Origin of the sequence: Acinetobacter sp. AHP123 (assembly GCF_023757925.1) — a bacterium.
GTDB lineage: Bacteria > Pseudomonadota > Gammaproteobacteria > Pseudomonadales > Moraxellaceae > Acinetobacter > Acinetobacter oleivorans.
Genome location: NZ_CP092454.1, coordinates 3,230,824 through 3,243,506, shown reverse-complemented (window position 1 = coordinate 3,243,506; position 12,683 = coordinate 3,230,824). Strand labels below are relative to the sequence as shown.

At 39.1% G+C, this 12,683-nt stretch carries 13 protein-coding genes; 11 read left to right on the top strand and 2 right to left on the bottom strand.

Features of this window, described 5'->3' with window-relative positions; genetic code table 11:
- Positions 1-64: 64 nt before the first annotated feature.
- Together MJX77_RS15390 and MJX77_RS15385 are read left to right on the top strand one after the other, a co-directional pair.
- On the top strand, positions 65-856 hold the full coding sequence (locus tag MJX77_RS15390) for a sulfite exporter TauE/SafE family protein (protein ID WP_252059575.1): 792 nt from the start codon (positions 65-67) through the stop codon (positions 854-856).
- 109 nt (positions 857-965) lie between these two features.
- On the top strand, positions 966-1,970 hold the full coding sequence (locus tag MJX77_RS15385; protein ID WP_252059574.1) for a homoserine dehydrogenase: 1,005 nt from the start codon (positions 966-968) through the stop codon (positions 1,968-1,970).
- Positions 1,971-2,002: 32 nt separating this feature from the next.
- Here the strand turns inward: MJX77_RS15385 and MJX77_RS15380 are convergent, their stop codons facing one another.
- The gene (locus MJX77_RS15380; RefSeq protein ID WP_252059573.1) at positions 2,003-2,920 is read right to left on the bottom strand and encodes a DMT family transporter; all 918 of its coding nucleotides are present in this window, start codon (positions 2,918-2,920) and stop codon (positions 2,003-2,005) included.
- Positions 2,921-3,086: 166 nt separating this feature from the next.
- Here MJX77_RS15380 and MJX77_RS15375 point away from each other — a divergent pair, with 166 nt between their 5' ends.
- The 9 genes from MJX77_RS15375 to MJX77_RS15335 all read left to right on the top strand — a co-directional run bounded on the left by MJX77_RS15375 (position 3,087) and on the right by MJX77_RS15335 (position 11,320).
- Positions 3,087-3,941, top strand: a complete 855-nt coding sequence (locus MJX77_RS15375; protein WP_252059572.1) for a helix-turn-helix domain-containing protein — start codon at positions 3,087-3,089, stop codon at positions 3,939-3,941.
- A gap of 167 nt (positions 3,942-4,108) precedes the next feature.
- On the top strand, positions 4,109-4,852 hold the full coding sequence (locus MJX77_RS15370) for a GntR family transcriptional regulator (RefSeq protein ID WP_023274243.1): 744 nt from the start codon (positions 4,109-4,111) through the stop codon (positions 4,850-4,852).
- 28 nt (positions 4,853-4,880) lie between these two features.
- The gene (locus MJX77_RS15365) at positions 4,881-6,614 is read left to right on the top strand and encodes a fumarate reductase/succinate dehydrogenase flavoprotein subunit (RefSeq protein WP_252059571.1); all 1,734 of its coding nucleotides are present in this window, start codon (positions 4,881-4,883) and stop codon (positions 6,612-6,614) included.
- Positions 6,615-6,634: 20 nt separating this feature from the next.
- Positions 6,635-6,880, top strand: a complete 246-nt coding sequence (locus tag MJX77_RS15360; protein ID WP_000864073.1) for a 4Fe-4S dicluster domain-containing protein — start codon at positions 6,635-6,637, stop codon at positions 6,878-6,880.
- Between the two features lie 19 nt (positions 6,881-6,899).
- Positions 6,900-8,330 carry an ABC transporter substrate-binding protein gene (locus MJX77_RS15355; protein WP_252059570.1) on the top strand — a complete coding sequence of 477 codons (1,431 nt, stop codon included), beginning with the start codon at positions 6,900-6,902 and terminating at the stop codon, positions 8,328-8,330.
- A 34-nt stretch (positions 8,331-8,364) separates the two neighbouring features.
- Positions 8,365-9,219 carry an ABC transporter permease gene (locus MJX77_RS15350; RefSeq protein WP_252059569.1) on the top strand — a complete coding sequence of 285 codons (855 nt, stop codon included), beginning with the start codon at positions 8,365-8,367 and terminating at the stop codon, positions 9,217-9,219.
- 1 nt (position 9,220) lies between these two features.
- A complete protein-coding gene (locus tag MJX77_RS15345; RefSeq protein WP_252059568.1) occupies positions 9,221-10,060 on the top strand; it encodes an ABC transporter ATP-binding protein in 840 nt (279 codons plus the stop codon).
- Positions 10,057-11,055 carry a HEAT repeat domain-containing protein gene (locus MJX77_RS15340; protein ID WP_252059567.1) on the top strand — a complete coding sequence of 333 codons (999 nt, stop codon included), beginning with the start codon at positions 10,057-10,059 and terminating at the stop codon, positions 11,053-11,055. The genes MJX77_RS15345 and MJX77_RS15340 overlap by 4 nt, the downstream gene beginning before the upstream one ends.
- On the top strand, positions 11,039-11,320 hold the full coding sequence (locus tag MJX77_RS15335; protein ID WP_252059566.1) for a DUF971 domain-containing protein: 282 nt from the start codon (positions 11,039-11,041) through the stop codon (positions 11,318-11,320). The genes MJX77_RS15340 and MJX77_RS15335 overlap by 17 nt, the downstream gene beginning before the upstream one ends.
- Positions 11,321-11,359: 39 nt before the next feature.
- On the opposite strand, the gene MJX77_RS15330 is transcribed toward MJX77_RS15335, so the two are convergent.
- Entirely contained in the window at positions 11,360-12,646 is a 1,287-nt protein-coding gene (locus MJX77_RS15330) for an MFS transporter (protein WP_049836597.1), read from the bottom strand.
- Positions 12,647-12,683: the final 37 nt, after the last annotated feature.

Genomic DNA, 12,683 nt, shown 5'->3' with positions numbered 1-12,683 from the left:
ATCTATTCACTCATTAAGCAGTAGTCTACTGCAAATGATGTATATGCAATTTTAGGCTTTTGATATGTTATTACTTGTCGTTGAAGGCATCGTGATTGGCTTTTTACTAGGTCTGACTGGTGCAGGTGGTGGCATTCTTGCTGTACCTGCGCTAATGACTAGTCAAGGCTGGAGCGTGGCTCAAGCTGCACCGATTGGTTTGCTCGCTGTTGCGCTGTCTACACTCATTGGAACCATTGAAGGCTTATTTAAAAAGATTGTTCGTTATCGTGCTGCTATTTGGATCGCCCTAATTGGTGCCCCTATGGCCCATATCGGCATCTTAATAGCCAATGCGATTTCGCCTGTCTGGCTCATGTTAATGTTTAGCTTAGTCATGTTTACAGTGGGTTATCGGCTCATTAGTAATCGAGTATCAGACTTTCATAATCCGCCGTGTCAGGTTAACCCAAGTACGGGACGCTTTATCTGGAATTTTAAAACTGGTGGCGTTCTTGCCAGCATCGGAATTATTGCTGGGCTTTTAACTGGCATGTTAGGCGTTGGTGGCGGCTTTGTAATTGTGCCAGCGCTTAGAAAAGTCACAAATTTGGATATGCACAGCATTGTTGCAACCTCACTTATGATTATTTTTCTCATCAGTGGAATGAGTATTGTGATGCATATGGCAGAGGGTTTTCACTATCCAGTAGGCATTACTAGTGCGTTTGCGCTCGCATGTGCAGTTGGTATGTTATTAGGGCGTAGAGCTATTCGTTTTATTCCCTCTGCAATTGTGCAAAAAGTCTTTGCTTTAATGGTTTTTGCTGTCGCAATTTATATGGTCATTAAGATAGTTAATCTAACAAGTATCTAAGTGATATAGTATTTTAACTATCTCTATAGTTAGCAATTTTTCAAAGATGAGATGTTAAAATTATCTTGGGAAAATTGATTTAAACCATTTAAATTTTTGAGAAAGCGAAATGAAGCGAGTTAACGTGGCAATTTGTGGTTTTGGACGGATTGGGCAACAAATTGCAGAGCTTCTTTTAAATCGATCGACATACTATAAACAAAAATATCAAATTGATGCCCGTTTAGTGGGTGTCTGTAACTCATCATCAGGCTTAATTGACCAAGATGGTTTACAAGCTGATAAATGGTTAGATAAAACACAATATCAAGCAGGCCTAACTGAGCAAAAGTTTTTAGAACAGGTTCAAGCAGATGTCATTATTGAGACAGGGCCAAGTGACTATGTGACAGGTGGAAAGGGCCTATTTTATTTAAATTATGCTTTAACACATAGCATGAATGCGATTGCGGTATCTAAAGGTGCGTTAGTCGTAGAAGGCAAAAAATTAATTAATTTGGCACATCAACAAAATAAAAAACTATTTTTTAGCGGTGCGACGGCTGCGGCCTTACCGACTGTTGATTTGTTTGAATATAACTTAGCAGGCTGTGAAATTTTAGAAATAGAAGGCGTTTTTACAGGCACCACGAATTTTATTTTGAATGATATGTTGCAACATGAATGTGCGTTTGTAGAATCTCTTGAAAAAGCTCAAGCAAAAGGTATTGCGGAACCTGACAGTTCTTTCGATGTAGATGGATGGGATACCGCTGCAAAAATTACGATATTAGCCAATACTGTTTTAGGAGCTGATGTAAAAATTCAGGATATTCCAAAACAAGGAATCAGTCATGTCACAGCCGATCATATACGTGATTGGAAAAAAGAAGATCTAATTCCTCGTCTGGTCGGTTTTATTCATATTAAGAATCAGCAAGTTCAAACAGGCGTTGAGTTACGTTTAGTGCCAGCACATCATCCTTTTGCTCATCTGCAAGGTTCCAATAAATGCATTCGGGTGTTAACTCAAGAAATGGGGGAACTTGTTGTAAGTGGGGGAGCATCTGCACCTTTAGCTACGGCAGCTGCGGCTTTGAAAGATTTTGAGCTGATGCTAAAAAAGTACTGCTAGAGATGAATTATTACTTATAAAAAAGCAGGCTTTTAGGCCTGCTTCTCACAACTTTTTTGACTATTAAATAACTTTTTTCCAATTTCAAACTTACTAAACATTAAGTAATTGCCGAGTAAGATCAATAAAATTCCAAATAATGCATTTAAGGTCCACTCATATCCTTCAAAGAAGGTAGAAACTGTTAGAGCAACTAAAGGGAAGAGTAATGTGCTATAGGCTGCTTTAGCTGCACCAATTCGCCCAACCAAAGAAAAATAAGCTGAAAACCCAATAACCGTACCAAATACAGCCAAGTAAAGTATCGAACTTAAAAATGGGAAATTCATCGGCGGCATTAAATCTTGTCCTGTAAATAAAGCTAGGCTTAACATCACCAATGCCCCATAGCTCATGGCATAACAGTTTGTTGAAAAGATATTTAGACCACGCTTTTGGTGTCTAACACTAATCATATTTCCTAAAGAAAAACCGTAAGTGCCTATTGCACATAGTCCGATACCCATTAATAACTGTACATTAAACTGGCTATTAATCAGATCATGCCAAAACAGTAAAACAATACCTATGAGTCCTAAAATTGCAGCTGGCGCAAAGTTTGGAGAAGGTTTCTGTTTAAAAAAGATAAGCGCATTAATGGCATTAAAGAAAACAGCCATCGAAAAAATGACAGACTCTAAACCGCTATTTACATATTTAACTGCAGTATAAAAACAAATAAAGTTTAGGCCAAAAACGCAAAGGCCTTGCAGCATACAAAACAAGTGATCTTTTAAAGCAATTCGCTGCAATTTTCCTGAAAATAGTAAAACAACCCACAGTAATAAGGCTGAAATGGCAAAACGCCATAAAATTGCGACAACTGGTGTTGCATAATGGCTCTGAACGGCAATTCCAATCCATGTTGTTCCCCAAATCAACACCACCGCAACATAGAGTAAAATATTCATAACTTCATCCTCGATTACCAAGCTTAAGTATCTAGGAATGCTTCATTTTTCACGTATATATTCTTGTGTTGTACATGCAAGATCTTGCGTTTTTTATATGACTGAACTAGCTGAATTTTACTGAATATGGTTAACTTAAGCTCAATGATATTCGTTTTAATTTTGCATGGCCTATCAAACTTTAGAACAGCTACAGCAATCTAAAGCCAAGCTTCACGAAACTGTGGTGCTTGATGAGAATATACAACTTGCATTTTGGTCTAATCAGCAAGATCGTGTAAGTGTCTGTAGCGACCACCATACTTTAAGTCTCTATATTCAAGATGGCTATGAAAGCTATCAAAAAACCCCTGCAGGTTGGAAAAATGGCGGTGGGCCGGGGCGTTTTTGCTTATTGCCTGAACATCAGGAATCAACTTGGGACATACGTGGTGGGCTTAAATTCGTTCACTTGTATTATACCGACCAACATTTGCGTGATGTTGCCGAAAAAATATGGGACAAAGAACCGAATCAAATTCAACTAAATGAAGTTGCATTTAGTGATGACGAACGGATTCGAGCACTTTATCAGTTCTTCTTGCTAGATTGTGATTGGCAAGATTCTTCAAACCATTTACAAATGAGTACAACAGCAAGTTTATTGTTGAATCATTTAATTCGAAGATATAGCAATGTTAAGTGGCAACAGCCTGTCATTAAAGGTGGACTGGCACCTCATAAACTCAAATATATTCAAGACTGGATTGAAGGGCATTTAGACCAAGCACTCACTTTGTCAGACTTGGCAAATGTTGTGAATTTAAGCGAATACCATTTTGCTCATATGTTTAAACAATCCATGAATATGGCGCCTCATCAATATGTCATGCAAAGACGCTTAACTAAGGCAAAAGGGTTAATTCAGTCATCTCAGCTTTCTTTACAAGATATTGCTTTGGTATGTGGTTTTAGTTCAGCAAGCCATTTAAGCCATCGCTTTAAACAATTTTATGGCATGAGTCCTTCGCAGTTACGTTAAAGGACTCATGACTTATTTTTATAAAAGATAAACAATTAATTCAACTTACTAATTTATTGATATTCATTGAAATTATTTTTTTAACTAAAGTTATCGCTTTAAATTATTTCCAAAGCTGAAACATTTTAAACATTATTTGCTCAAGTTGTTATAACAGGTTGTAAGCCGTGAGCCAGCTACCCCACGATCCCAAAAATCATAAGCCTCTTTACGATCAGTTAAGGGAACTCATCCTTAACAAAATTGTAAATGGTGAATATGCCGTGTTGAGTCAAATTCCATCTGAAAACGAGTTTGCTGAACAGTTTGGTGTAAGCCGAATCACAGTTCGCCAAGCACTCAACCAATTACAGTTGGAAGGCTATATTTTTAAGGTGCCAGGTAAAGGGACCTTTGTAAGTAAGCCAAAAACGTTCCAGAACATTTCAAGTTTGCAAGGTTTTGCAGAAGCAATGTCATCTGCTGGTCACGAAATTTTAAACCGTGTCATCTCGGCCGAGCTTAAACAGATCCCGATGCACGTTGTGCCCAAATTAAAGTTACCTGTTAAAGCCAATGTATATGAAATTCAACGTGTTCGTTTGCTCAACCGTCAACCAGTGTCTTATGAGTTGACTTATTTGCCAGAACATATTGGTTTGAAGCTTAAAGAAAAAGCGATTGATTTACGCACAACCGATATTTTCAAGGCATTAGAACAAGAGTGCGACATCCCTTTGGGACATGCGGATTTAAGCATTGATGCCACGGTGGCGGATGAAGAATTAGCGGCTTTGTTGCAAGTCGAAATCGGAACTCCTGTATTACGGGTTGAACGTTTGACTCATGACGCAAATGGCCAACCGATTGACTATGAATATCTCTATTTTTCAGGCGATACCTTCCAGTACCGTTTACGTATTCATCGTTAATAACTCAGATAAAAATAAGGATTTTACAATGGAAACTAAATATCTTGAGTTCGATATTGTGGTGATTGGTGGTGGAACTGCTGGACCAATGGCTGCGATTAAAGCAAAACAAGAAAACCCGAATTTAAAAGTCTTACTCATTGAAAAAGCGAATGTAAAACGCAGTGGGGCGATTTCAATGGGAATGGATGGACTGAATAATGCTGTCATTCCTGGCTACGCAACACCCGAGCAATACACCAAAGAAATTACCATTGCCAATGATGGAGTAGTTAACCAAACCACTGTATATGCATATGCGAAGCATAGTTTCACAACCATTCAACAGCTCGATCAATGGGGTATTAAGTTTGAAAAAGATGAGACAGGCGAGTTTGCTGTAAAAAAAGTACATCACATGGGGGCATATGTTTTACCAATGCCTGAAGGCCATGACGTTAAAAAAGTTTTATATCGTCAGTTAAAGCGTGCTCAAGTCAAAATTAATAATCGAATTGTCACCACAAAGCTTTTAAAAAATGAGCAAGGTGCAATCAATGGTGTACTTGGTTTTGACTGTCGTAGTGGTGACTTTTATGTCATTAAAACGAAAGCTGCCATTTTATGTTGTGGTGCCGCAGGGCGTTTAGGTTTGCCATCTTCTGGCTACTTAATGGGTACTTATGAAAACCCAACCAATGCAGGTGATGGCTATGCAATGGCATATCATGTAGGTGCTGAACTTGCCAACTTAGAATGCTTCCAGATTAATCCGTTGATTAAAGATTATAACGGTCCGGCTTGTGCCTATGTAACTGGCCCTTTAGGAGGTTATACCGCTAATAGTAAAGGTGAACGTTTCATTGAATGTGACTACTGGAGTGGTCAAATGATGTGGGAGTTTTACCAAGAACTGGAAAGTGGTAATGGTCCTGTTTATTTAAAAGTAGATCATCTGGCCGAAGAGACAATTCAAACCATCGAAGAAATCTTGCATACCAATGAACGCCCAAGCCGTGGACGTTTTCATGAGGGCCGAGGAACCAATTACCGTCAAGATATGGTAGAAATGCATATTTCAGAAATTGGTTTCTGTAGCGGACACAGTGCTTCTGGCGTATGGGTCAATGAAAAAGCCGAGACTTCGGTTAAGGGATTATACAGTGCTGGCGATATGGCAGCTGTACCTCATAACTATATGCTTGGTGCATTTACCTACGGATGGTTTGCGGGTGTAAATGCCGCGCAATATGTGAATGCAATTGAAGACAGCGAATTAAACCAAGGTGAAATAGAAGCAGAAAAAGCTCGAATATTTGCGCCACTAGATTGTTCAGAAGGTTTACCTCCAGAACAAGTGGAATATAAGCTGCGCCGTTTTGTAAATGACTATTTGCAACCACCTAAAACACGCCAAAAAATGGAAATTGGGCTCAAGCGTTTTGAAGAAATCAAACAGGATATCAAGCGAATCTCTGCAAGAAACCCGCATGAGCTGATGCGTGCCGCTGAAGTTTCTTTTATTCGAGACTGTGCGGAAATGGCAGCCAGAGCTTCACTGTTTAGAGAAGAAAGCCGCTGGGGACTATACCACTATAGAGCAGACTTCCCTCAAAAAAATAACTCGGATTGGTTCTGTCACGCGCATTTGAAAAAAGATGAACAGGGCAACATGGTCAGTTTCAAAAAGCCAATCGAGCCTTATGTGGTTCCGATTAACCAAGATGAAGCTGTGTCTTATGACCGTTTACGCATTCAAAAAGACGTTGCTCTTGCAGACTAAATAAATCAGGAATTCAAATCATGGCTTTTATTTTTAAAGAAGTTCAGCACCGTACTGTCGCACCCGTCATTATCGATGAAGATAAATGTATTGCTGATAAAGGATGCACAGTCTGTGTAGATGTTTGTCCAATGGATTTATTGGCAATCGATCCAACCACTCAAAAAGCTTTCATGCAGTTTGATGAATGTTGGTATTGCATGCCTTGTGAAAAGGACTGCCCAACGGATGCGGTCAAAGTAAATATCCCATACCTACTCAAATAATTAATTTGGAATACGCAACATGAGACAAAATAAATTGATCAATAAAAAACTATTACTCAGTAGCTTAATTGGTGCCATTGTACTTGGCACTTTGGGGTGCGGCAGTAAAACAGAAACTGTTCGTGTCGCTATTGGCACGCAAGACACCACCATTAACTGTGCAACAGGTGGGTTGCTCATTCGTGAATTGAATTTATTACCAAAATATTTACCCAAAGATGGTGAATACAAGAATGTTAAATATGACATTCAATGGAAAAACTTTACCTCTGGTGCACCACTGACCAGTGAGATGGTGGCTGGGCGTCTAGATTTGGGAGCAATGGCTGACTTTCCTGCTGTTAATAATTTAGCGGCATTTAAAAAAGCTGGAAAAGAAAGCATATTTTTAGCGCCTTTGTCAGGCAGTATTAATGGTAGCGGTAATGCGATTGTTGTTCCCATTGACTCAAAAGTAACTTCACTTAAAGAGCTAAAGGGGCAAACAATTTCTGTACCTTTTGCCTCAACTGCTCACGGACTATTATTGCGAGCAATTCAAGCTGAAGGTTGGCAACTTGATAAAGATATTAAAGTGATTGCCCAGGCGCCAGAAGTGGCGGGGCCTGCATTAAAAAGTCATAAGATTGCTGCGCATGCTGATTTCGTACCATTTGGAGAGTTATTTGCTTACCAAGGCTTTGCCAAAAAAATCTATGATGGTTCACAAGCAAAATCACCTACATTTCATGGTTCACTTGCCAGTAAGGATTATGCACAGCAGCATCCAGAAGTCATAAAAGCTTATTTACAAGCAACCATTGAAGCGAATCGCCTGATTCGAGAACAACCTGAAAAATATAGTGAATTTATTGCTGAAAAAACTGGTATTCCTGCCGAAGTTGTCTATCTCTTCCATGGTCCATTAGGTCTACAAACTCGTGACTTAACGTGGAAACCTGAATATCGAAAAGCGACTCAAATTGCGATAGACACCTTAAAAGTTTTAGGCAAAAACGACGGTACGCTTGATGTAAATAAATTTATTGATGACCAATATATTAAGGATGCATTTCAGGCATCTGGACTTAATTACAGCCAGCAACTCGCTGACTATGCAAAATCACCTTTGGTTGCCAATGATGCTTTAACGGGCCAACCCATCAAAACATTTGATCGGGTGACTCAAATTTGGGTAAAGGGTGAAGAAAAAGTTCGTAGCTATGAAACGCCTGAGCATGCTTTTTCTGATTTAAAGAAAATTCAAACCGATGGAAAAACGGTGCGTGTGGTTTATAGCCAAGATCATCAGTCCGACATTAAGTTACTTGCCAATCTGGCATGGTATGCCACAGATAAAGCAGGACAAATTCAGGCCTTTTTATTAAAAGATGATGCTGAAAAATGGGCTAAACAACAGGGCGGAAAAGTATATGACTTTAAAGCTATTCAGCTTGTAACACAGAGCTGATGTGTTGTCTTACCTAATGAGCAGGAGGTGACGAATGAGTAGTTTAGTCCAAACAAAACCTAAAAACCAAAGTACATTTTTGGTTAAATTTTTCCAACAATTGAAGTTATATCCGGCGCATTTAAAAAACTATGCCATTGCTTTTACATCTATAGCTTTCTGGATAGTCATTTGGCAAGGACTTGCTCAGTTTAAAATAAATTTAGGCATTGTGAACTTTAGCAATGTCCCGACACCTTTAGATGTCATTCATGCGCTATGGGCTTTCTTTCAACTTAGCACTGCATTTGAACATGTTGAATCTAGTGTCTTTCGCGTAGTGGTTGGTTTTGTGCTCGCGGCTTTAATTGGTATAGGTATTGGTTTGTTGGCAGGACGTTATCAAAAACTTGCTGCATTTCTGATGCCGCCATTAGAAGTATTACGTCCAATTCCAGCAGTTGCATGGATTCCTTTAGCGATTCTGATTTTTCCATCCTCAGAAGCTTCTATGATTTTTATCACTTTTATCGGGGCTTTATTTCCAATTTTATTAAACACTGTACATGGTGTTGGTGCAGTTGACCCAAGACTCGTTGCGTCAGCGAAAAGTCTAGGTGCTTCTGATCTCGCCATTATTCATGAAGTCATCATTCCGGGAGCATTACCGAACATCATTACCGGTTTATCTATTGGAATGGGGACTTGTTGGTTCTGTTTAGTGACTGCCGAAATGATTTCAGGCCAACACGGAATTGGATACTTCACATGGGAATCGTTCACCTTGCAAAACTATAGCAATATTGTGGTTGGCATGGTGCTAATAGGAGCGTTAGGTATGTTTAGCAGTACATTGGTGCGTGTGATTGGAAACCGATTTACCCCATGGTATCAACTAAGGAAATCATAAAATGTCAATTACACAAGGCCATGTGCGTATTCAAAATCTATCGCTACATTTAGGGCAAGCTAAAAATCGTTTTCAGGCATTAGATCGGGTTAATTTTGAAATACAACCGGGTGAGTTTATATGTCTACTTGGCCCATCTGGTTGCGGTAAATCTACATTATTAGGTGCTTTGGCAGGGCACTTACCGATTAGTTCTGGGACTTTAACGGTCGATAATGAATCTATCCTCGAACCGCATCCAGACAGAGGTTTGGTGTTCCAGCAACATACCTTATTTCCATGGAAAAGCGTGCTTGAAAATATTGCCTTTGGTTTAAAAATGAAAGGCATCGCCAAACAAAAGCGTATTGTACAAGCTCAGAAAATGGTTGATCTGGTCGGGCTTAAAGGTTTTGAACATAAATTTCCAGCCGAACTCTCTGGTGGCATGCAGCAACGGGTTGAAATTGCGAGAGTACTAATTAATCAACCTCGTATTTTATTAATGGATGAGCCTTTTGGTGCGTTAGATGCTCAAACTCGTTTAAAAATGCAAATGCTATTACTCGAAATTTGGCAAGAAATTCAAACTTCAGTTTTATTTATTACCCACGATATTGATGAGGCACTTTTTTTAGCTGACCGAGTCTTGATTATGAGCCATCGACCAGGGCGAATTATTGAAGAAATTCCGCTTAAGTTTGAACGTCCAAGAGACGTTGAGCTTGTAATAAGTAGTGAATTTACAACCATTAAAAAACATTGCATTCAGACTTTAAAAGAAGCTACTCAACAAGAAGAGTTAAGCCGTTTAAATCCATTAGGGCTTGGAAAGAAATCACAAATTAAGGAATACGAATGAGTTTTTATTATCAAGCTTTAGATGACCTCGATGAATATAATCAGGAATTTCTTGCACAGCTTAATCACGCAGATGAAAAGATTCGCTTTGTTGCTTTAATGAATATTGGTGATGAAGAAAATCCGGATTTACTTCCTTGGTTGCATGCAGCACTACAACACGATTCTTCAGCTTTAGTTCGTGAAGAGGCAGCAAAAAAGTTAGAAAGTTGGGAAGATCCACCCAGTTTACAAGTATTGGCTCAAGCCTTATTTGATAGAGATCTGAATGTTAGACAAGCTGTCAGCCAAAGCTTAAGTGAAGTGAAAAATGCGGCATCCGCCCAGATCCTTGCGCCTTATTTAAAGCATACGAATACTTTTGCTCTTAGTACAATTTTACGTGCTTTAAAACCTTTAAGACCACAGCAATTATTCACAGAGATATCTGCTTTGGTAGATCATGAAGATGTTCTTGTGCGCCGTGAGGCAGTCAGTGCATTAAGTTGGTTACAACAGGACCAAGCGATTACGATATTGGCAAAAACTGCTGAAACAGATGTAGATAATGAGGTTCGCCGCATTGCAACAGGTGGTTTGGCCTATAGTCAGAGCATATCAGCTGAGGTTATCCAAGCACTTCAACATTCTTTAACTTCGGAAAGTTGGCAACTAAGAGTTGAAGCTGCACTTACGATTGGAAAATTACATATCGTTCAGCTCGAAACTCCCTTAATTCATGCTTTATCTGACTTATATTGGCAAGTACGTATTGCCGCAGTCCGAAGCTTAGGGTTACTCAAGTCGCGTCTGGCAGTTGCTCATTTGTCTGATAACTTTAATCATGAAATTAGCAATTTACGTAAAGAGGTCGCTTTAGCACTCGGTGAAATTGGCACCTCAGAAGCTCAAACGTTATTGGAACAACATCAAAATGACACCGATCCTGAAGTACGAAAAGCGATTCGTATTGGATTAAATCAAATTGGTGAGGTGAAATATGCAAGTCAGACCTGATATTCGTGTTGATACTACAAATAAACAAGTTCACTTTATATGGACCGATGGCTCAAGCGTATGTTTGAGTCATCAAAATTTGAGGGAAATTTGTCCATGTGGTTTTTGCCGAGCGAAGCGAATTAAGCAAATTAAAATAGAACACCAAAATGTTGAAGTGACAGCTATGTTCGATCAAGGCTACGGTGCCCAAATTTGTTTTAGTGATGGGCATGATAAAGGAATTTTTCCGTGGGCTTTTTTAAAAGAATTTGCTAAGTGCTAAAAAATGCCTTCTGCTTGGGACAGAAGGCATCTCATTTACTTAATGATCATGTTCTAAATAATCTGGTTTTTTCGGAAGCGCAAGGCTACACAAGAAACAGATAATCAGCATGACAATGACATAAATAAAGAAGGTATTTTCAATTCCGGCAGCTTTGAATTGCAAGGCAACCGAAGGTGCAGAACCACCAAAAATAGCATTACCTACCGCATATGAAAATCCTACTCCGAGTGCGCGTACGTGAGGTGGGAACATCTCAGCTTTTACTAAACCACTAATAGATGTATAGAAACTCAAAATCATCATCATAAAAATGAGTAGCAAGGTAATGATGATCGGTGAATCTATATAATTAGGCATCCCAATTGCCATCACTGGATAGATAAAAATCGCAGATAATAAGCTAAATGCCAGCATTGAAGAACGTCGCCCAATACGATCCGAAATGGAACCAAATACAGGTTGAGCACACATATAGACAAATAGTGCGAAGGTCATGATATAACCAACGGTTTTTCCATCCATACCTAAATTAGTTAAATAGGTTTTTGAATAAACAGTTTCTACATAAAACGTTAATGAACCAGCAGAAGTGTAGCCGACTACTAATAAAAAGGTTTTCCAATGCTTTTTAAAGAGCTCTCTTAAGCTACCAGACTCTTTGCGTTCACTATCTTGATGTGAAAGTGTTTCTTCTAAACGACTCCGTGCAAGTAAAGATAGAATGGCAGCAATACCACCAATAATGAACGGAATACGCCAACCACCATCAAGTAATTGTTGTTCACTTAAAAACGTTAATAAGATTACACCAAGTAGGCTGGCAAGTAACTGGCCACCAGAAAGGGTGACATATTGGAAAGAGGAATAAAAACCACGTTGACCCTTTAAGCCTAATTCACTCATGTATGTTGCGACTGCACCATATTCACCACCCACCGATAGACCTTGAAGTAAGCGTACTACCAGTAAAAGGAAAGGGGCAAATAACCCAACTTGTTCATAAGTGGGTAGGGCTGCAAATAGAAAAGAGCTCAAAGCCATTAAGCAAATTGAGACAATCATTGATTTTTTTCGACCGTGTCGGTCTGCAATGCGTCCAAATATCCAGCTACCAATAGGACGCATAAAAAAGCTTGCTGCAAATACACCCCAAACGTAGATCGATTTGGTCGTGCTATCCATGTCTGGTGCAGTCAGAGCTTGAGTAAAGTAAGCAGCAAATACCGCATAGATATAAAAGTCGAACCATTCAACCAAATTACCTGAAGCTGCGCCTACAATCCCTCGTATTCTGCTGCTCTTTTCTTCCTTAGTATATGTCATAGATATTCCGTCAGTTAGCAGAAAAAATAGAAATTTT

Bases quoted from the DNA above. Each gene is read 5' to 3' on its own strand.
- MJX77_RS15390 (WP_252059575.1), top strand. From the start codon at position 65: ATGTTATTACTTGTCGTTGAAGGCATCGTGATTGGCTTTTTACTAGGT.
- MJX77_RS15385 (WP_252059574.1), top strand. From the start codon at position 966: ATGAAGCGAGTTAACGTGGCAATTTGTGGTTTTGGACGGATTGGGCAA.
- MJX77_RS15380 (WP_252059573.1), bottom strand. From the start codon at position 2,920: ATGAATATTTTACTCTATGTTGCGGTGGTGTTGATTTGGGGAACAACA.
- MJX77_RS15375 (WP_252059572.1), top strand. From the start codon at position 3,087: ATGGCCTATCAAACTTTAGAACAGCTACAGCAATCTAAAGCCAAGCTT.
- MJX77_RS15365 (WP_252059571.1), top strand. From the start codon at position 4,881: ATGGAAACTAAATATCTTGAGTTCGATATTGTGGTGATTGGTGGTGGA.
- MJX77_RS15360 (WP_000864073.1), top strand. From the start codon at position 6,635: ATGGCTTTTATTTTTAAAGAAGTTCAGCACCGTACTGTCGCACCCGTC.
- MJX77_RS15355 (WP_252059570.1), top strand. From the start codon at position 6,900: ATGAGACAAAATAAATTGATCAATAAAAAACTATTACTCAGTAGCTTA.
- MJX77_RS15350 (WP_252059569.1), top strand. From the start codon at position 8,365: ATGAGTAGTTTAGTCCAAACAAAACCTAAAAACCAAAGTACATTTTTG.
- MJX77_RS15345 (WP_252059568.1), top strand. From the start codon at position 9,221: ATGTCAATTACACAAGGCCATGTGCGTATTCAAAATCTATCGCTACAT.
- MJX77_RS15340 (WP_252059567.1), top strand. From the start codon at position 10,057: ATGAGTTTTTATTATCAAGCTTTAGATGACCTCGATGAATATAATCAG.
- MJX77_RS15335 (WP_252059566.1), top strand. From the start codon at position 11,039: ATGCAAGTCAGACCTGATATTCGTGTTGATACTACAAATAAACAAGTT.
- MJX77_RS15330 (WP_049836597.1), bottom strand. From the start codon at position 12,646: ATGACATATACTAAGGAAGAAAAGAGCAGCAGAATACGAGGGATTGTA.